This is a genomic window from Mucilaginibacter calamicampi (assembly GCF_042676765.1).
GTDB classification, from domain to species: Bacteria; Bacteroidota; Bacteroidia; order Sphingobacteriales; family Sphingobacteriaceae; genus Mucilaginibacter; species Mucilaginibacter calamicampi.
In genome coordinates this window covers 368551-387822 of record NZ_JBHTHU010000022.1, presented here as the reverse complement: position 1 = coordinate 387822, position 19272 = coordinate 368551, and the positions used below count along the sequence as shown (strand labels likewise).

The 19272-nt window shown below is 43.2% G+C and carries 23 protein-coding genes; 7 read left to right on the top strand and 16 right to left on the bottom strand.

All coding sequences use genetic code 11. The features are described 5' to 3' along the window. The first annotated feature begins 63 nt into the window (after window positions 1-63). The gene (locus tag ACFQZS_RS19275) at window positions 64-1179 is read left to right on the top strand and encodes a DUF1624 domain-containing protein (protein WP_377102675.1); all 1116 of its coding nucleotides are present in this window, start codon (window positions 64-66) and stop codon (window positions 1177-1179) included. A gap of 16 nt (window positions 1180-1195) precedes the next feature. Here ACFQZS_RS19275 and ACFQZS_RS19270 read toward each other — a convergent pair whose 3' ends face one another. The 7 genes from ACFQZS_RS19270 to ACFQZS_RS19240 form a co-directional block, all read right to left on the bottom strand. Beyond that, window positions 1196-1867: an SGNH/GDSL hydrolase family protein gene (locus ACFQZS_RS19270; protein ID WP_377102674.1), complete on the bottom strand. Its 672-nt coding sequence runs from the start codon at window positions 1865-1867 to the stop codon at window positions 1196-1198. A 4-nt stretch (window positions 1868-1871) separates the two neighbouring features. Further along, a complete protein-coding gene (gene rbfA / locus ACFQZS_RS19265) occupies window positions 1872-2243 on the bottom strand; it encodes a 30S ribosome-binding factor RbfA (RefSeq protein ID WP_377102673.1) in 372 nt (123 codons plus the stop codon). A 77-nt stretch (window positions 2244-2320) separates the two neighbouring features. Then, the gene (locus ACFQZS_RS19260; RefSeq protein ID WP_377102672.1) at window positions 2321-2695 is read right to left on the bottom strand and encodes a hypothetical protein; all 375 of its coding nucleotides are present in this window, start codon (window positions 2693-2695) and stop codon (window positions 2321-2323) included. A gap of 9 nt (window positions 2696-2704) precedes the next feature. Continuing rightward, window positions 2705-3931, bottom strand: coding sequence for an FtsX-like permease family protein (locus ACFQZS_RS19255; RefSeq protein ID WP_377102671.1), 1227 nt, complete (start codon window positions 3929-3931; stop codon window positions 2705-2707). A gap of 124 nt (window positions 3932-4055) precedes the next feature. Beyond that, the gene (locus tag ACFQZS_RS19250) at window positions 4056-4694 is read right to left on the bottom strand and encodes an MBL fold metallo-hydrolase (RefSeq protein ID WP_377102670.1); all 639 of its coding nucleotides are present in this window, start codon (window positions 4692-4694) and stop codon (window positions 4056-4058) included. 142 nt (window positions 4695-4836) lie between these two features. Beyond that, a complete protein-coding gene (gldD, locus tag ACFQZS_RS19245; protein WP_377102669.1) occupies window positions 4837-5457 on the bottom strand; it encodes a gliding motility lipoprotein GldD in 621 nt (206 codons plus the stop codon). After that, window positions 5430-6230 (bottom strand): shikimate dehydrogenase family protein, encoded by an 801-nt coding sequence (locus ACFQZS_RS19240; protein WP_377102668.1) that lies wholly within the window; start codon window positions 6228-6230, stop codon window positions 5430-5432. The genes gldD and ACFQZS_RS19240 overlap by 28 nt, the downstream gene beginning before the upstream one ends. A 201-nt stretch (window positions 6231-6431) precedes the next feature. Here ACFQZS_RS19240 and ACFQZS_RS19235 point away from each other — a divergent pair, with 201 nt between their 5' ends. The 3 genes from ACFQZS_RS19235 (at window position 6432) to ACFQZS_RS19225 (ending at window position 8326) form a co-directional block, all read left to right on the top strand. Then, window positions 6432-7241, top strand: a complete 810-nt coding sequence (locus tag ACFQZS_RS19235; protein WP_377102667.1) for an SDR family oxidoreductase — start codon at window positions 6432-6434, stop codon at window positions 7239-7241. Between the two features lie 98 nt (window positions 7242-7339). Next, complete coding sequence (trmB, locus tag ACFQZS_RS19230) at window positions 7340-7990, top strand: tRNA (guanosine(46)-N7)-methyltransferase TrmB (RefSeq protein WP_377102666.1); 651 nt, start codon at window positions 7340-7342, stop codon at window positions 7988-7990. 3 nt (window positions 7991-7993) lie between these two features. Next, window positions 7994-8326, top strand: coding sequence for an MGMT family protein (locus ACFQZS_RS19225; protein ID WP_377102665.1), 333 nt, complete (start codon window positions 7994-7996; stop codon window positions 8324-8326). Window positions 8327-8473: 147 nt separating this feature from the next. Here the strand turns inward: ACFQZS_RS19225 and ACFQZS_RS19220 are convergent, their stop codons facing one another. Beyond that, complete coding sequence (locus ACFQZS_RS19220; RefSeq protein ID WP_377102664.1) at window positions 8474-8950, bottom strand: SRPBCC family protein; 477 nt, start codon at window positions 8948-8950, stop codon at window positions 8474-8476. Between the two features lie 74 nt (window positions 8951-9024). Next, window positions 9025-9498, bottom strand: coding sequence for a ribonuclease H-like YkuK family protein (locus tag ACFQZS_RS19215; RefSeq protein WP_377102663.1), 474 nt, complete (start codon window positions 9496-9498; stop codon window positions 9025-9027). Between the two features lie 509 nt (window positions 9499-10007). Here ACFQZS_RS19215 and ACFQZS_RS19210 point away from each other — a divergent pair. Next, a complete protein-coding gene (locus ACFQZS_RS19210) occupies window positions 10008-10214 on the top strand; it encodes a hypothetical protein (RefSeq protein WP_377102662.1) in 207 nt (68 codons plus the stop codon). Window positions 10215-10267: 53 nt separating this feature from the next. Here ACFQZS_RS19210 and ACFQZS_RS19205 read toward each other — a convergent pair whose 3' ends face one another. From ACFQZS_RS19205 to ACFQZS_RS19195, 3 genes are all read right to left on the bottom strand, one after another. Further along, window positions 10268-11017 carry a zinc ribbon domain-containing protein gene (locus tag ACFQZS_RS19205; protein WP_377102660.1) on the bottom strand — a complete coding sequence of 250 codons (750 nt, stop codon included), beginning with the start codon at window positions 11015-11017 and terminating at the stop codon, window positions 10268-10270. Next, a complete protein-coding gene (locus ACFQZS_RS19200) occupies window positions 11017-12114 on the bottom strand; it encodes a Nif3-like dinuclear metal center hexameric protein (protein WP_377102658.1) in 1098 nt (365 codons plus the stop codon). Before ACFQZS_RS19200 ends, ACFQZS_RS19205 begins: the two co-directional genes overlap by 1 nt. Window positions 12115-12418: 304 nt before the next feature. Next, window positions 12419-12781 carry a TM2 domain-containing protein gene (locus tag ACFQZS_RS19195; protein WP_377102656.1) on the bottom strand — a complete coding sequence of 121 codons (363 nt, stop codon included), beginning with the start codon at window positions 12779-12781 and terminating at the stop codon, window positions 12419-12421. A 261-nt stretch (window positions 12782-13042) separates the two neighbouring features. On the opposite strand from ACFQZS_RS19195, the gene ACFQZS_RS19190 reads away from it, so the two are divergent. Further along, window positions 13043-14056, top strand: a complete 1014-nt coding sequence (locus tag ACFQZS_RS19190; RefSeq protein WP_377102654.1) for a dipeptide epimerase — start codon at window positions 13043-13045, stop codon at window positions 14054-14056. On the opposite strand, the gene ACFQZS_RS19185 is transcribed toward ACFQZS_RS19190, so the two are convergent. From ACFQZS_RS19185 to ACFQZS_RS19175, 3 genes are read right to left on the bottom strand one after another with little or no spacing between them, the layout of a single operon-like run. Continuing rightward, window positions 14049-14498 (bottom strand): 3-oxoacyl-ACP synthase, encoded by a 450-nt coding sequence (locus tag ACFQZS_RS19185; protein ID WP_377102653.1) that lies wholly within the window; start codon window positions 14496-14498, stop codon window positions 14049-14051. The two genes, ACFQZS_RS19190 and ACFQZS_RS19185, sit on opposite strands and share 8 nt — an antisense overlap. Before the next feature lie 3 nt (window positions 14499-14501). Continuing rightward, entirely contained in the window at window positions 14502-15284 is a 783-nt protein-coding gene (locus tag ACFQZS_RS19180; protein ID WP_377102652.1) for a molybdopterin-dependent oxidoreductase, read from the bottom strand. Further along, complete coding sequence (locus tag ACFQZS_RS19175) at window positions 15265-15963, bottom strand: cytochrome b/b6 domain-containing protein (RefSeq protein ID WP_377102651.1); 699 nt, start codon at window positions 15961-15963, stop codon at window positions 15265-15267. The genes ACFQZS_RS19180 and ACFQZS_RS19175 overlap by 20 nt, the downstream gene beginning before the upstream one ends. Before the next feature lie 293 nt (window positions 15964-16256). Here ACFQZS_RS19175 and ACFQZS_RS19170 point away from each other — a divergent pair, with 293 nt between their 5' ends. Beyond that, window positions 16257-17645 (top strand): hypothetical protein, encoded by a 1389-nt coding sequence (locus tag ACFQZS_RS19170; RefSeq protein ID WP_377102650.1) that lies wholly within the window; start codon window positions 16257-16259, stop codon window positions 17643-17645. Window positions 17646-17726: 81 nt separating this feature from the next. Here the strand turns inward: ACFQZS_RS19170 and radA are convergent, their stop codons facing one another. Then, window positions 17727-19208 (bottom strand): DNA repair protein RadA, encoded by a 1482-nt coding sequence (gene radA / locus ACFQZS_RS19165; protein WP_377102649.1) that lies wholly within the window; start codon window positions 19206-19208, stop codon window positions 17727-17729. Window positions 19209-19272: the final 64 nt, after the last annotated feature.

Genomic DNA, 19272 nt, shown 5'->3' with positions numbered 1-19272 from the left:
ATTTAGTAAACGCCCTACAATACTAAACCAGCTGTAAATATTATATTTGTTAAAACCACACCGATGAACACAATTGCCGCTGCTGCCAAAAAACGTATTAATTCTATTGACGTTATGCGGGGCATTGTAATGGTAGTTATGGCGCTGGACCATACCCGCGATTTTTTCAGCGATTCATCTTTTGATCCGAGTAATTTGAGCAGAGCTTCTACCGCGCTGTTCCTTACGCGGTTTATAACACATTACTGCGCGGCTACATTTGTTTTTTTGGCAGGAACCGGCGCATTTCTGTCTATTAACCGGGGCAAAACCAAATGGGAGGCATGCAAATTTTTAGTATCAAGGGGCATCTGGCTCATCATTTTAGAGCTTACCATAATTAACTGGGGCTGGGGCTTTGGCTATTTTTTACAGGTGATATGGGTAATTGGCCTAAGTATGATCATTTTGGGCATACTGGTTTATTTGCCCTTGCCGCTTATTACCGGCCTTGGCTTGCTGTTGATTTTTGGCCACGATGCTTTTGATAAGGTAAGGCCGGATAATTTTACGGGTTGGGCAAGCACGCTTTGGTATTTTCTGCATGTGCAGGGCTTGATAAAGCTATTTGGCCGGGATGTGTTTGTGTTATACCCGCTGGCACCATGGGTAGGCGTAATGATGGCGGGATATGGTTTTGGCAAATTATACACCTTAGATGCAGCAATACGTAAAAAATATTTAATAGGGATAGGCTTATCGGCTATAGTCTTATTTATTGTTATCCGCTTTTTTAATGGTTATGGCGATGTATCTCATTGGGCGGTACAGGGAAGCCTACACCGCAGTATTTTGTCATTTATTAATGTATCAAAATACCCGCCTTCGTTGGATTATCTGCTGATAACTTTAGGTCCGGTTATTTTGCTTCTGGCTTTTTTAGAAGATGTGCAAAACGGCTTAACCAATTTTTTTGTACTATTTGGCCGGGTAGCACTGTTTTACTACATATTGCACTTATATCTGATACATGGCCTGGCCCTGCTGGCAGCAAAAGTTACGGGCACGCAGAATTTGTTATTTAGCTTGCCTGTAGTGTATGCTTTATGGGCGCTGGCAATATTTATACTTTACTTTCCGTGCAGGTGGTTTATGCGTTATAAACGCGAGCACAGTTATTGGTGGTTAAGCTATTTATAGCGGGTAATAGCCGGGGCTATTTACCGTACAACGTTTGTTGCACTGATTTAAAAATAACATAAGCGATAGTGGCCATCCCTTTGTCTGACGGATGGCTGGCAACGCCCGGGTCAGTAAATTTCCCAAAGGCATAATTAGACAGATCGTTCTGCATAAAAACCAGCGGAACAAATTCAGAATACTTCTTCATTACATTAGTAGGCATATCCCTGTCGGGCCATACAGAGCCTACTGCCAGTATTTTAACAGATGGATTGTCTGTTTTGAAATAATTTAAAAGCTCCTGGTATTTTTGCTCAAAAAGCGCGGCTTCGGTGTTGCGGGTAACGTTCTCGCCAATGCGCAGTACTATAAGCGCGGGTTTAGCGTCGCGCAAAGTTTTAAGATTAGCATCAAAGTTATAGGTGTCAAAATTAACCTCAAACTCGGCAATGTTTTTTGACAATACTTCGTTAGCAGGATTAATTTCTTTTAAGCGTTTTGTAAATACATGCACAAAATCACTGTCGGCTACGCTGGCAGCCATACCCCAGCTGCCATGCCAACCGATTGACGGGTTAGCGGGTGAGTAGGTTATGCTGTTGCCTAAAACAAGTATTCGATAAGCGGGGGGAAAGGGCGGCGCGGGTTGTTTATTGCAACCTGCAAAGGTTAGCAAAAGCAAAACAGCCAGCAAAATGCGTTGCATAATTCTATTCACTATCCGGTTGACGCTCTTCTTTGCTTATTTTGTCGAAGATCTTATCCATGCGCTCAACATACTCGCTGGTGTCATCAACAAAAAACTCCAATTGCGGTACAATCCTTACCTGGTCTTTAATACGTGCGCCCAATTTATAGCGAATTTCTGACGCGTGCGATTTTATAACATGCAGCGCCTGCGCGATGTTGGCGTTATTAAAAAAGCTTAAAAAAATGCGGGCAATGGCCAAATCCGGTGTAACACGCACTTTGGTTATAGTTACCAGCGTGTTTGGCAAATAATTCATGCCTTCGCGCTGAAATATGGCCGCAAGATCTTCCTGAATTACCCCGGCAAATTTTTGTTGACGTTTAGATTCCATAGTACATTATTTAACGCCAAACAGGCAAATGAGTTTTTACACAAGTAAAGCAAATAAATCCAATTTTAAAAACAGATTTACTTACAAAGGCCGTTTGGAATGTCTTTTTTTATAGCGATAAGTTTTCTTACGGTTAGCGTGCTATCAAAAGCTGATGCCGGTCCGTTTTTTATCGACGGCTTTATTTCGCCCTCTACTTCTATATAAACTGAGGCATAAGGTTTATCTGTGTTTAACTGCGAATATTGCAGCTCTAACTGTGCCGAACTATCGGCCGCCCAGTATTCCTTGCCGGTTTTACAATTAATAAAAAGCGCCGCCTCCGGCCCAAAGGTGTAAAGGCCCTTTATAAAAACCGGCTTTTTTTTATCAACCTTTTTATCACTATGGCATGCAGCCAACAGCGTTATAAAAAAAGCTATACCCAAATAACTAAAACGTATACCGCGCATAAGGTAAAATTACAAATCGTGTTTGATATCGTCTAATCCTTTAACGCTTAAACGTGCGCTAACTGCAGATGCTATTACAGAAATAATGCTTACAGTAAATAATACTAATACAAAGTCGCGTGCTAATAACTTAATAGGATAACCATCTATCAGCGCCACATTCTGGCTCATCTTTATAAAACCGAAGTGTTGCTGCAATAAACAAAAAACAAGCCCTACTGCAAGCCCGGCCACACAACCTATCATGGCTATCATCATACCTTCAAAAAAGAATATGCGCTTTATAAGGCTTTTGTCGGCACCAATACTGGTTAAAATGGCTATATCCTGCTTTTTATCAATAACCAGCATGGTAAGCGTGCCTATTATATTAAAAATGGCAACTATCAGCACAAAAGTCAGGATCATGAAAATAGACCAGCGTTCAAAATTGAGGGTTTTGTATAGTTCAACATTTTGTTGCTTACGGTTCTTTACGGTAAACGCTTCGCCCAGTTTTTCCTGTATTTCATCCTGCATCTGGTCTATGCTGGTGCCTTGCTTATAGGTGAGTTCTATAGACGATACCTGGTTGGGCTCTCCTAACAGATCGCGCGCAAAATCCAACGAAACAACAACGATATCATCAAACTCCTGTTGTATGGCAAATACGCCCGAAGGATAAATAAAAGCTTGTCTAAATGCATCCATGGGATTTATGGAGGAGCCCATTGTGGGCCGGGGCGAATAGATGACCATAGGTGTCAGTTCATCGTGAACGTTAACAGACAGGCTGGTTTGCACAGCAGTACCAATTACGGCAAATGGTTTATTGCCCGCCTTTAAAATAAATCCCCCGTCTTGTATGGCGCTGTCAAGATTGCTGTTTTTTAAAAAATCATCGCTCATACCTTTTATATTGGCTATAAAGGTTTTATCGCGATACTTGACCATCCCTTTCTCTTCTAATGCCTCGGTAAAGGAGTAAATACGCTTATCTTTTCTGAGCGCGTTAAAATATGGCGTTTCAGGATTAAACGTTTTACCCAGGCGGGCTTCGATTTTTATTTCGGGAGTAAAATTGCTGTAGAGTCTTAAAATAACATCTTCAAGACCGTTAAATGCCGACAGGATGATAAAAAGTGTAGCGCTGCCAATAAACACCCCAACCATTGAAATACCCGAAATGATATTTATAGCGTTGGTTTTCTTCTTCGCAAAAAGATACCGCTTGGCTATGTAGATGGAGGTGTTCAAGTTTTGTTGTAAGTTGTGGGTTGTAAGTTGTATGTATCAGAGCAGGGTTGAGCCTAAAGCTAAATAACATGAACCTTAAGTGGCAAACCTACAACTTATAACCTACAACTTACAACCCTCTATGCTAAGAAAAAAACGGATTGTATTGTTTTTCAAAACCGATAGTGGTTTCAGGCCCGTGACCGGGGTAAACCACGCAATCATCGGGCAGGGTAAACAGTTTCTCGCGGATATTGGCGAGCAATTGCTCGTGGTTACCGCCGGGTAAGTCGGTGCGGCCTATGCTACCCCTGAATAAAACATCGCCGCCTATCAGTTGATTCGCCTTTTCATCATAAAAACACAAATGCGCAGGCGAATGGCCCGGACAGAAAATAAGCTGCAACGCGGCATTCCCGAAAGTTATCCAGCCTTCTTCTGATAAAAACTCATCGGGCACGGGCGATGGCTCGTAATACAGGCCGAACTGCGGGGCATAAGCAACAACAGCTTCCAGCACCTCCAGTTCGCCATGATGAAATTGTGGTTTAAGTCCGTAAAGGTCAAAAACCAGCTTGTTGCCTAACACGTGGTCTATATGGCAATGGGTATTAAGCAGCCCTACGGGTTTTAAAGCATTATCCTTAATAAAATTAACCACCGCGTTTTGCTCCGGCGCTGTGTACATACCCGGGTCAATAATTACACATTCGTTGGTCTCGTCGTATAAAATGTAAGTGTTTTCTTCGAAGGGGTTGTTGGGGAATACTTGTATGGCAGCCATATTTTATTTCGGATTTCGAATGTTCGATTTCGGATTTGTGATTGTATGCTTAACTACTGTTTATAGCTAATAAATTATAAATTTTTTTGTTGCGTTAAAAAGAAAATAAATCCGAAATCGAACATTCGAAATCCGAAATCATTCATTTCCATTTAAAACTCTTTATCATCCTATCCACATCCTGTTTTACAAAATTGAGTACAGGCTGTATAGAATCCAGCCGGGGTTCGCTGTTAAAATACAAGGCACCCCTTAAGTAGTTTTTAACGCTGTCTGTTAAAAAGAATTGTACAGACGATGCCGCATTGCCATCAATAGTATAATAAATGCCGTAAACCTTGCGGTCGGGGTAGTGTATTACGCCCTCGTCAATACTGGTTGCCTTAACAGTATGCTTAAAGGCAAATTTGTGGGCATCTTCTACCAGCTCATTAAATATTTTTTTGTTGGGGATGGTCTCGTAGCTAAGGTGAAGGGTAGCATTAAACTGCTTAAACTGCATATTAAGCAGCGTTTGCATGTTTACCAGTTTTCCTGTTGGGCGGGATAGCGTATCACGTTCCATTACAGCATATTTAGGATACTCAAACGTAAACGGATTGTTGGATACATACTGCTGATAGCCCCGTTGCGGAAAGTTTATTCTGTAAAAACCCCGCGGTTTAGGCGCATAGTTTTCTTCGCCGCTGCATGCGCTTATAAAAAGCACCCCTATAAATATCAAAAACGCCCACCTCACGGGTGTTTCTCCTCCGAGTTCCATATCTCCCATGATTTTTCGGCCTGCAACAGCAGCATCTCATAGCCATTTTTGGTAGCAGCGCCCTGCTCCCGGCCATTTTTTAAAAAAACCGTTTCTTCCGGATTGTAGATCAGATCATACAGCAAATGGTCCTCCGTTACACCTTCATACGGAATAGGCGGAAACTCATCAACATTAGGATAAGTACCCAACGGCGTGGTGTTGATAATGAGCTTATGGTTTTTTATATCGTTCGGCGTAAGGTCCTTAAACAAAATATTACTGCCGGCCGCCTTACGGGTAACTACCCTAAAAGGTATCTCCAGGTTCTCTAACACACATTTTACGGCTTGCGCCGCGCCGCCATCGCCTAATATCAATGCCGTTTCGTGGTGCCTTTTAAGCAATGGCCTTAAAGACATCTCAAAACCATACAGATCTGTATTATATCCCTCGATCCTGAAGTCGTGATCTTTAACGCCAACCTCGCCGGAAAAAGCTGCCAATACCGGGCTTTCTTTTTTAATGCGCAGGCAATTAACCGCGCCGGCCTTACGGGCATCGTGCTCTACCCAATCCAGGTATTTTAATACATTTTTTTTATGCGGAACGGTAACGTTTAAGCCGCTAAGCTGGGGGTGATCATCCAGCAGGTCCTGTAAACCTTTAATGTCCTCCAACGGATAATTATCGTAAACAGCATCGGTAATATTTTCCTGCTTGAATTTTTCAGCAAAATACTTTTTTGAGAAAGAATGCGAAAGCGGAAAGCCGATCAATCCGTAATATTTCATGCCGTAATATTAGTGATTTTAGTTGGCAGTTTTTCAGTGGGCGGTTGGCAGTTAGCAGTAGGCTGTTGTTTGATGTCTATCTTAAAAAAGAAATATTGCCACTACTAACTACACATAGCCAACTAAATTTACTGCCAACTATTTACTGCCCACTGCAAACTCATATATTTGGGCCACCAAACATCAAACAACACCTCCAAAATGAGCAAAGTTATCCTGGTTACGGGCGCATCATCGGGCATAGGCCTGGCCAGCGCTACCGCGCTGCACAACGCAGGCCATACCGTTTATGGCACTTCACGCAATATTGCCAAGGCAAAAAACGTCCCTTTTAAGCTAATAGAACTGGATGTAACCAGCGATGAATCTGCAGACGCGGCCGTAGCGGCTATAATTAAAGCAGAAGGTAAAATTGATGTGTTAGTTAATAATGCCGGCAACGGCATTGCAGGCCCTGCTTACGCTATGCCTGTTGACAAGGCCAAACAACAGTTTGAGGTGAACTTTTTTGGCGTTGTACGCATGTGCAGCAAAGTAATACCCGAGATGCTGAAAAAGAATAGCGGCACGGTAGTTAACATCAGCTCGTTAGGCGGCTTGTTTGGTTTGCCTTATCAAAGCATGTACAGCGCATCAAAATATGCTATAGAGGGTTACTCAGAAAGTATGCGTATGGAACTGGTTAAAACCGGGATAAAAATTGTTACCATTAACCCCGGCGACTTTAAATCAGACTTTAGCAGCAACCGCGAGAAGATAGCTTTTACGGTAGATAACTCTGCCTTAAAAAGCCAATACGATACAGCTGTTGCCAGCATGGAGAAAGATGAAGCCGCAGGCGCCGACCCGGAGGCGATAGGTAAGCAACTGGTTAAAATTGCGGCCAAATCAAGCCCATCGCATCAATATTTGGTGGGTGCTATAGGGCAAACTATTGCGGTAACGCTCAAAAAGGCATTGCCGGGCGGTTTGTTTGAGAAATTGATGGCTGATCATTACGGGATAAAGTAAGGGCCCCTCCAACCTCCCCTAAAGGGAAGGCTTTTGATGAGGCTAATAATATAACATTTAAATAAAAGTCTCCCCTTTAGGGGAGATTTAGAGGGGCTATGGGAAAAGACAAACTAAGGCGCTTTGCTGAGATAGAAGATTTCAGCAACGTTTTTCAGTTAGATGAAGGTAAGCCGTTAAAAGGCGCGTGGGCCAAGACATTTTTTAAGAACGATCATCCGGTTGTATTAGAACTGGCCTGCGGCAAAGGTGAATATACCGTTAACCTGGCCCAGCTATTTCCTGATAAAAACTTTATTGGCGTTGATTATAAAGGCAACCGCATTTGGCGCGGCGCCAAAACCGCTTTGGAAGAAGGCGTTAATAACGTTGGCTTTCTGCGGATACAAATAGAAAACCTTATCGATTATTTTTCAAAAGGAGAGGTGGACGAGATCTGGATCACCTTCCCCGACCCGCAGCCGCAGGTAAGCCGCGAAAAGAAGCGCCTTACGTCGCCGCGCTTTTTAGATCTGTACCGCGAAGTACTAAGGCCCGGGGGCTTTATTAATCTTAAAACCGATAATGACGGCTTTTATGCCTACACGGCCGAAAAGATTGATGAGTTAGGTTTAAAGCTACATGTAAACACAAACGATCTTTACAATTCTGAGTTTGCCGACGAGGTTTTGTCAATAAAAACCTATTACGAGAAAAAATATTTGGCTCATAATAAAAATATTAACTACCTTAAGTTTTCCTTTCAATAACTGATGCCTGATTACGGGTTTTTTGATAATGTATATGATGTGGCCCGTCAGATACCGGCTGGTCGTGTCACATCCTATGGGGCAATTGCCAGCTATCTGGGCACAAAAGGCTCATCGCGTATAGTAGGTTACGCCATGCAGGCAGCAGGCGCAGCCCACCCACCCGTACCGGCGCACCGGGTAGTAAACCGGCAGGGTTTATTAACAGCAAAATTTCATTTTGGCGGCGATACTATGCAGCGCCTTTTAGAAGCCGAAGGCATTAAAGTAAAAGACGACCAGGTGCAGGATTTTAAAGCCGTTTTTTGGGACCCGAATATCGAGCTGGCGCTGTAGCCATTTTAGGTGTATACACTCTTGTATACCGGCTACACCATTTTCACAAATTCTTGCTAATCAATAAATTGAATATCAGACTTATCCAGCAATCCGGCTAAAAAACCGCCAAACAACCTTTAGTTGTATACACTTATAGTGGGGTAGCTACACCTCTTTATACAGTCCAAACAGGTCATTTATTGCCTTTTCCCGGTAGGTAAAAATTTTATTTACCTCATTACCCACAAACAATGTATTTGCCAATCTGCCTATCGGCCCATAGGGGATAGCGTAGTTTAAAATATCGGTCATGTGTACACCACCCTTAATTTCTTTAAAGTGATGCTCATGGTGCCACATGGCATACGGCCCAAAGCGTTGCTCATCTACAAAATACTCATGCTCTTTAACCTGGGTTATCTCCGTCATCCAATTCAATTTAATACCGAAGAGCGGCGCCACCTTATAGGTAATAAGCATGCCGGGATAAACCTTAGTCTCCGGCGCAAAAACCGAGGTTACCTTAAAGGCCATATCGGGCGGCGTTATTTTAGCGAGATTTAAAGGCGAGGTAAAAAAATCCCAGGTTTCGGCTAATGGGATAGGCAGTTTCTGCTCAAATTTTAGATGGTACGTTTTCACGGCCGAAAGTGCACAAAAACTCAGCCACTAATACCCTGTTACGGCAATAGCAATAGAATAAAGATCAAATAAAATTACTGCACTATCTTATTTGCACAATAACTGCTGGCAAATGCCTCCGGTTTAGCCTTAAACACAAAGCCCATACTTAAAATGTAACCCATTGCCTCGTGCAGGGCCTGGTTTGATTTAAACATAGGGTTGGTGTTAATGTCGGCGTGCACTTCCAGGTCCACATCATACAGATCAAGCAGGTCGCAAAGGCTGTAGGCGGTGTCAATTGATTTTTGCACTTCTGATAGCATGCGCTCTTTAATGCTCATTTTTTGGCTGGTACGTTCCTGCTGAATAAACATAAAGCCGCCACGTGCTTCGCGTAAAAAAACAATTACGGTGGCAAAATCCGTTACGGTGCCTTTCACCTGCGAGTCTGTGCCAATGCATACCTTAAGTTTGTTACCTAAAAGTGTTTCGCGTTCAATAGCTGCTTCAACTTCTTCAATAATTGGCGCTTGGATAATCTCGCCGCTAAATTTTCTCCAGGTCATAAAAGATGATTTTAACAAACCTTGGATTGAGGTTTATAAAAATAAGGCATAACAATCCGTATTAACGTAATGCCTACATCATTTATTTGTTAACATTGCGCTAAATGTCAACAGTTTAGCAGGTTTATGGCATTGGTAAACTTTAAATTCCGATTGCAAAAAGTGTTTGCCGTGCATTATTATCTTTGTATACAGATCTAAGCAATGATTAAAATAGATGCTATTACTTCTGGTGATGTTATTACTTATTTAGCGGCTGACGGCAAATACAAAGCATTTATATGTACCAGTATACATAACGAGCTTAGCTCAGCCCATTATATCTTTGCCCTAACTACATATGATGATAATGTAAAGCCTCGTTTAGAAAATATTACCAGCTCGGGTTTTTATGGCGTAATAAATATGCGAAACGAATACTTCCCTTATTCCGAATCGGAAGTAGACGTAATGTGGAAGATGCATCCTGAAATTAAACCGAATATTTTAGGCTCGTACGGATTTATTATATGGAAAAAGATTTTAAGGGTTTTAAAAACAACCTTGAAATTATAGGAAATATCAAAATAGTAGCTAATCTTGACAATAATGGTAACGGCAGTGTAAACGCCGGTAGTTGGGAATACCTTAATGGAATATCTGCGGAAAGCAAAGAAAAAATAGTCTACAGAGGGCAGACGGTTTACCACATAAAAGCTGTTATAAAACAAGATTAACAAAAAAGGCGATAAGTTTTCACTCATCGCCTTTTATAAAATGCATTTATCGCTTATGCGTTAGCTTCTTCTGCTTCTAAAGCCATTTGCTCATCAATCAATATACGTCCGCAATGCTCGCAAACGATGATCTTTTTACGCTGACGGATGTCTGACTGGCGCTGAGGCGGGATCTGATTAAAGCAGCCTGAGCATGAGTCGCGCTGAATGGTTACTACAGCTAAACCGTTCTTAGCGTTTTTGCGCAAACGGTTGTAAGCAAATAATAAACGCTCCTCAATATTCGGGATAGCCTTATCAGCTAAAGCTGTTAATTCGTTCTCTTCTTTCTCAGTTTCAGCAGTGATCGTATCCAATTCTGCTTTTTTAGCGTCAAGGTCGCTTTTGCGCGCCTCTAATTCCTCTAAAGCTTTTTCGTAAACCTGGGTTTTTGAAGTGATCTCAAAACCAAACTCACGTATTTTTTTCTCGCTCACCTGTATGTCAAGGCCCTGGATCTCTACTTCTTTAGAGATAGCATCGTACTCGCGGTTATTCTTTACCTCGTTAAGCTGAGTTTCGTATTTTTTAATATTGGCCTGCGCATCACGAATAACGTTTTTGCGGGTAACTATATCATCCTCCAGGTCATCCAGCTCACTTTTAATTTTTTGAATGCGGGTTTCCAAACCGGCAACGTCATCCTCAAGGTCGGCAACCTCCATAGGCAGCTCACCTCTTACCTGGCGTATCTTATCAACTTTGCTGTGGATGGTTTGAAGTTCGTATAAAGCTTTAAGCTTTTGTTCTACGGTTTGTTCCATTAAATATAATATTTGACAGGGTTTGTATTTGTTTCTGTTAAACGGACGGCAAAGTTACTAAATTTTTTCTGAATTATTTCCAACAATAGTTGCTGTGTAAATTGCTCACTTTCAAAGTGTCCAACATCGGCAATAACTATCTTTCCGTCGGCATCAAAAAACTCATGATATTTGTAGTCGGCAGTAACAAAAAAGTCGGCCCCGGCAGCTATGGCCTGTTTCAATAAAAAGCCCCCGGCACCGCCGCATACAGCCACTTTTTTTACACTTTTATGGCGAAGCTCAGTATGCCGTATCACCTGTGCCTGTAGCCTGTCTTTCACTAAAAACAAAAACCTTTCTTCGTCCATAGGCACTTCTAACTCGCCCACCATGCCTGATCCTATCTGCTGGTGTTGATTGGTAAGGTTATATAGATCATACGCCACCTCTTCGTAAGGATGTGCTAAAACCAGCGCCATCAATATTTTACTTTCCAAATTAGCCGGGTATACCGTTTCTATTTTTATCTCGCTTTCGGTATGGCGCTCGCCCGGCTCGCCAACAAAGGGGCTGGTGTCATCGCCGCCCTTAAAAGTGCCGCTGCCGGCGCTGCTAAAGCTGCACTCGCTGTAATCGCCAATATTACCTGCTCCGGCATGGAACAAGGCATTGCGCACCCTATCGGCATGCGCGTTGGGCACGTAAGTAACCAGTTTTTTAAGCAATCCATGTTTGGGTGACAGTATATGGCAGTTTTGCAGGCCCAAAGTTTGGCAAATGCGGGCGTTTACACCGGTGTGTATATTATCTAAATTGGTATGTATGGCGTAAAGGGCTATATTGTTCCGAATGGCTTTTTCAACCACGCGTTCCACATACGTTTTACCGTTAAATTTTTTAAGCCCTTTAAAAACTATAGGGTGGTGGGATATGATGAGCTGACAGCCGGTGGCTATGGCTTCATCAACTACAGCTTCAATACAATCAAGCGATATTAACGCCTGGTGTATTTCCTGATCGGGATGGCCCACAATAAGGCCGGCATTATCATAGTCTTCCTGGTAAGCCAGCGGGGCCAGGCTTTCAAGGTAAGCGGTGAGCTGCGATAGTTTCATAGTGCACTAAGTTAACAATGCGGCCTGATGTTTTAAAATAGGGCGGCGCAAAATAAAAAAGGAGATCAAAACAACAGGTAATATTTTCTGTGGCCCTAACCTTGCGGTTTACCACGGCTTACCTTGTTTTGATCTCCCGGAAGGATATGATATCCTTACTATTGTATTATTTTCTCTTTGCTCTTGCGCCTTTTAATTTGTTAAGGTCGTTCTGCAAAATGCTTTTCAACTGTTTATCAAAACTTGTTAAAAGGCTATTGGCTAATTGTTGATCTACTATTTTCATTGTGTTATGGTTAAAATATTATATGCTCATTTTTGTTATCTGGAAACTTTCGTAAGCCATTTTGCGGTTAAAATCTGTTGCTAATTGTTTGTGGTTAATAAGGTCAACAAGGGTTCCTATACCACAAAATCCAAAGGTTACAAGATAAAGAATACCCATGCCGGTCTGTCCTAAAATAAAGCGCTGAATACCAGCTACACAGAAAAAGCCTATTATGGTAAATATCAATACATCTTGCGGGCTTTTGCGTTTACCGGTGTAGACCAGGTAAAAATGTTTCTTTTGATCTTCACTAAGCTCGGCAGTGGCCTGTTGTAAAAAGGTAAGCTCTTCTGTTGTTACGCCTGGTAATGACATGTATGGGTTGTTGTAAAAGTCCATGTTAGTATGTTTTTAATTTGTTTGTTTTAGTTTGTTGATTCAAAAGTAAGGTACTAACTAAAACCAGGACATGCAAAATAGGTCAGGTTGTTAAACATCTCGGTGAAAATGGTTTTTTAAGCGGTGAAAAATTATTGGGCAGATGTATCATCGGCGAATTACTCCATTTTCATCCATAACCATGGGTTTGAAACCCATAGCTATGGATGAAAGAACAGCACGATACATTTTGAAAAGAATATTTAGATTTGATGCTGTACTATGACGCTAAGCTACCAGCCTTTTGATCTGTTACTGAAACACCCTTTTACTATTTCCGGGCATTCGCGGGTATCAACGCCTTTAATGCTTGTTCAATTAGCGCACGAAGGAATTATAGGTTACGGCGAGGCTTCAATGGTGCCTTATCTGGGCGAAAGTATTCAAACAGCCACTGATTTTCTTAGCAGAATAGAAACCGAAAAGCTTACCATTCCATTTGATCTTGCAGCTGCACATACTTACCTGGATGGCATTGCACCGGGCAACACGGCCATTAAAGCGGCGCTTGACATCGCTCTGCATGACCTTCATGGCAAATTAACCAATACGCCATGCTGGCAATTTTTGCAAAGCAAGCCAACGCTTATGCCCCCCACCAGCTTTACCATTGGCATTGACACACCCGAGGCCATGCGCCAAAAAGCCATTGAAGCAAAAAATTTTAACGTAATTAAAGTTAAGCTGGGGAGCGATGACGATAAACTACGAATAGCGGCTATCAGATCTGTAAGTGATGTGCCTTTGTACGTTGATGTGAACCAGGGCTGGACAGACCGCAACCTTGCTTTAGAAATGATTTGGTGGCTGTTTGAGCAGGGTGTGGTTTTGTTAGAGCAGCCAATGCCTAAACATGACGTTGAGGGTAACGCCTGGGTCACATCGCAGAGCCCAATGCCCATAATTGGTGATGAGTCGGTTCAGCGTTTAGCTGACGTGGAAAAGGCCGTTGATGTTTACCACGGAATAAACGTTAAGCTGATGAAATCGGGTGGGATGTTTGAAGCCAAACAAATGATAGATAAAGCAAGGCAATGCGGCCTTAAAGTATTAATAGGCTGCATGAGCGAAAGCAGCTGCGCCACACTGGCCGCCGCGGCCCTGGCCCCCCAATGCGATTGGGCCGATATTGACGGACCATTCCTAACCACCAACAACCCCTTTGCCATGCCCGGTTTTGGCGAGGGAAAATATTTGCTAAGTAATGATTCCGGTTTGGGCTTGAAGTTTAAATAACCTGCTTAATAGTATAGTTTTTGCCGTTCAGACTAAAGGCATCATCTTGCTTTAACCCCTTCATTTTTTGCCCAATGGGCGATGCCAGCGAAATGGCAAAATAGTTTATCCCCTCAATCAATAAGGTTCCCGCGCTAACGGCCATGTAAAAACTACCCGCGTCGGTAATAACAACGCTGCCATTTTCAACAACTTTTGATGCGTTAACCGGTACCTGGCTAAGCTGTATTTTTAACTTATTAGCCTCGTGCACCTGCGCTATATTCCGGTTGCTTTCCTGCTGTGCCATTTCGCGACCGGTCTCATACTTATCGCCGGCGCTGCTTTTTGTATCGTCTTTAGCGGCCTGCTGGGCCTCATTTATTGCCTGCTGGGCGGCATCAATACTGCGCTGCACATAGGCAAGGCATGCCTGGTAAAGTTTTTGTTTTATATCGATCATTAATTATAAACCCGAGTAATAATCATAACCCCTTTCGGCCCAATAATCGCGTGGGCGATTGTTGCTAAAGCTGATGGTGCCGATGCGCTTTAAATTTTTTATGCCGTATTTAACCGGGATGATCAAGCGGAGCGGTGCGCCATGTTTAAGCGGCAGCGGCCTGCCATTCACTTCGTACGCCAGCAAGGTTTGGGGGTGAGTGGCGCTGGGCATATCCAAACCAACATAGTAACTTTTATCCGGCGTTTCCAGTCCTACGTAAGCCAATTCGGTTTCGTTATGCAGTTTATAGTGATCTATAACATCAGTAAATTTTACACCGCCCCAATGCGAGATCTGATCCCATCCCTCAACACATTTAAATGCGAAAACTATTTCTGTTTTGGGCAAAGCCTTTAAATCATCTAAGGTGATAGTCAACACATCGCCTGATAATTTCTTTATCTGCAATCGCCATGCGGCAACGTCAAACGGGGCCTTCAGGTTCATCCCTATTGAGCTGTTGTAGCGCACCTGCTTTGCCGCCATTGATCTTGGATAGGTTTTTACCAGATTTTTATGGCTGAACGTTTTTCTGAATACCTGCTCATTATTGTTCAATACCCTGCGCAACGGAGCGTGTGCTCCTTTTGTAATGCCGCCAACTTCTTTAGGCGAATTGTACAACCATCGCCATGAAAAGAAAGCGCCTGCCGATAAAGCGGTAAAAGCCCCAAACGAAATAAAAGTTCGCCGGCTGATCTTCTGATCAATTGTAAGTGGCTTCTTAATTTTTTTCGTTCTCATCGTTCTTTATCTTAGCTGAAACCTTCTTTCTCTCCACCACCTCAAACCCTGTAATTACCGAACTGAAGTTTCTCCATCCGGCTAAAATTACCTGTACTATATGTATCACAAAAAACAATACATAGCCTATTGTCAAAACAAAGTGCAATATGCGTGCAAAATGATACCCTCCGCATAACCAGGCGAGGTAATAAAACTGCACCGGTTTGTAAATAGCCAGTCCGGTTATAACCGAACCAAATCCCATTATAATAATGGCTGTGTAAGCAATGCGTTGTGCGGCGTTATACTTATCCTGCGGCGGGGCTGTTTTGCGGATATGCAGATCATGCAGCAAAACCAGCCAGGCCTCTTTAAACGAATGTTTGTTGGGCAACAGTTGCCGCCACTCGCCCGAAATGGCGGTATATAACACATAAAATATCCCGTTCAGCGTAAAAAACCACATAAACAGGAAATGAAAGGCCATCCCTTCTGATAAACGGTGCGGTATACTTAAAGCATCATAAAACCATTTGGGGAAAAAGCGCACATACGTATGGCCAAAAAGCGTAACAGAATAAACATCATTGGCCCAATAAATAAGCAATCCGCTCCATATCATAATGGTTAAAAGCGGAAAGTTTACCCAATGGGTCCAGCGCATGGCTAAAGAATGTTTTTCTTTAATTTTTTTCATGGCTGCGCGTTATGATGATAATTGCATTTGTAAAGCTACAAAATGGGCGTTAATAAATTCTCACCCTTATATACGTTGAAACGCGATATTTAAGATGGCATCACACACGGCAAAAAATGTTAATATATGTTAAATTAACCCACCCCGCCTTTAATAGTTATTGATTTGAAATACATTTAACAAATTTATTGTAGCATGCAGGTGGGCAAAACCGTTTAAACAACTACTTTTGCATCCGGGCCAAACGGTTTTTGCAATGCTATACCCTGTGCCGAAAGTATATAAACGTGGACATGAAGAGATCTTTATCAAATAATTTAACGTGTTTTTTAATATTGGCAGCTATATTAACAGGCTGTAAAAAAACGGAAGAAGTACCTGTAGCCGCCCAGCTTATTACTGTGCCGGTATTAACCGAGGTAACGCCTACTTCAGTAAGACTTGGCGGAGAGATAATAGTAGCCGGGAGCCCTATAACTTCAAATGGCGTTTGCTGGAGCACAACCAACGCCAACCCCACGGTGAATGATTCAAAAGCGGTATTAGATTCTATAGTAGCTGCGTTTAGGGGTAAAATGACCGGATTAACGCCTGTTACAAAGTATTATGCAAGGCCCTACGTAGTTAATAAAGCGGGTACGTTTTATGGCGAGGTAATATCGTTCACTACACCTTCAACCACGTTTAAAATTGATGTTGCAGCAAGCACGCTGGCGGGTAGTGCAACGGGTAGTTTCGGTTATAACGATGGGCCCGGAACAAGCGCCTTGTTTAGCGGCCCCGACGCTATCGTTTTTAATAAAACTACAGGATTATTACAGGTTGGCGATGTGATCAACAATACCATAAGGTCCATTTCAACCGTTGGCAATGTACGTACAATAACCAGCACCGAAAGGGGTTACACGGACGGACCATTGCTTAATGCCCGCTTTTATGGCGCGCGCGGTATGGCTGTTGATGCAGCAGGTAATACATATGTTGCTGATGCAGGTAATAACGTGATCAGAAAAATTACCGCTGCAGGTGTTGTAAGCACCTACGCCGGCTCGCCTACAGGCGATTACGGTTATGTTGATTCAACAGATCCGTTAAAGGCCCAGTTTAAAAACCCGAGAAGCGTTGCTTTGGACGCGGCAGGTAATTTATATGTGGCTGATTACGGCAACAACCGTATCCGCAAAATAACCACCACCGGTGTGGTAACAACCCTGGCAGGCGATGGTGTTGCGCGCTATATTAACAGCGCTACAGATAATATAACAGCATCATTTAACGGCCCGATAGCAGTTACGGTTGACGCGCTGGGTAACTTGTACGTTGCCGACCTGAACAATTATGCCTTACGTAAAGTAAACACAAGTACCGGTGCGACATCAACTGTAGCGGGCGGTCTGAATATTACGGCGCAATTAGGTTCTCCCGTTGCTATTACTACCGATGCGCAGTCTAACGTGTATATAGTTGATAAAAACGGCCGGGTTTTAGAACTGGTAACAGCAAGCAAGACTTTGTATACGCTGGCCGGTAAATTGGGCGGGGTAGGATTTGTAAATGGCACAGGTGCTGATGCACGCTTTAATGCACCCGGCGGGATAGCATTAGATGCTACAGGAAATGCTTACGTTACAGATTTTAACAATAACGTTATTCGCAAACTGGCAATTACGGTTACACCGTAATCAGGCAGTGTTCAACCCAATAAAACTTGATGTCATCCTATGTTTAGGATGACATTTTTATTAGGGTAATTTTTCTAACTATCAGCCAAACAACAAGCCAAATACTTCTTCAATATTGGCCACAGGTTTTATCTGGATGCTGTAACGCGAAAGATCAATACTCATTTGCTTGCCTTTTCCGCCCTGCGGCAAATTGTATTTTGATATAAATATTTGCTCGAAACCGAGTTTTTGCGCTTCGGCAATGCGTTGTTCAACACGGTTAACCGCCCTAATTTCTCCTGATAAACCAATCTCGCCTGCAAAACAGGTTTTAAACGGAATAGGGATATCCTCATGCGATGAGATGATGGCGGCGGCCAAACCCAGGTCTATAGCCGGATCTTCAACCCTTATGCCACCCGTAATATTTAAAAACACATCTTTAGCGCCTAGTTTAAATCCACAGCGTTTTTCTAAAACTGCCAACAGCATGTTCATGCGTTTGGTATCAAAACCATTGGCGTTACGTTGCGGTGTTCCGTAGGGCGATGTGCTTACCAGCGCCTGTGTTTCAATCAGCATGGGCCGCATTCCCTCCAGCGTTGCCGAAATGGTGATGCCGCTTAAAGGTTCATCGCGTTGCGAAAGCAAGATCTCTGAGGGATTAGATACTTCGCGCAGCCCCTCGCCCAGCATTTCGTAAATGCCTAATTCAGACGAAGAACCAAACCTGTTCTTCACCGTGCGTAAAATGCGGTAAACGTGATGCCTGTCGCCCTCAAACTGCAAAACGGTATCAACCATATGTTCCAGTATTTTGGGTCCGGCTATCATACCATCCTTGGTTATATGGCCTATCAGGAAAACAGGCGTGGCGCTCTCTTTGGCAAACCGCAACAGCTCGGCAGTACATTCCCTCACCTGCGATACACTGCCGGGTGTTGATTCAATATGAGCAGAGTGCAACGTTTGGATAGAATCAACCACCACCAGATCAGGCTGCAGTTCTTCTATTTGTTTAAATATGTTTTGGGTGGAAGTTTCGGTAAGGATGTAGCAGCCCAAGCCCCCCCCGCCCCCTAAAGGGGGAGCTTTAAGCGTGACCGCCAACTCGGTGGCTCCCCCTTTAGGGGGCGGGGGGGGCAGTAGGTTTGATAGTCGTTCCGCCCGCATCTTTATCTGCTTGTCACTTTCCTCGCCTGATATGTACAGCACTTTTTGCCCGGGCATATTCAGCGCCAGTTGCAGCATCAGTGTGGACTTGCCAATACCCGGCTCGCCACCGATGAGTACCAATGACCCGGCCACAATACCGCCGCCTAAAACACGGTTAAACTCCGCGTCGGGAGTTAACAGGCGGTGTTCTTCGGTAAAAGTTATATCTGCAACAGCTACAGGCTTGTTGGCGCGTTGCTGGGTGGTTGATGTGCTGATCTTCCAGGTAGGGACAGATGTATTGGGTTTCTCCAACACCTCCTCAACAAAAGTGTTCCACTGCTGGCATGATGGGCACTTGCCCAGCCATTTGGCGCTCTCAAAGCCACAGCTTTGACAAAAATATGCGATCCTAGTTTTAGCCATTGGGTTGATGTGCCGATATGATGATGTGCAAATGTGCGGATAAAAATACCATAATTAATAAATT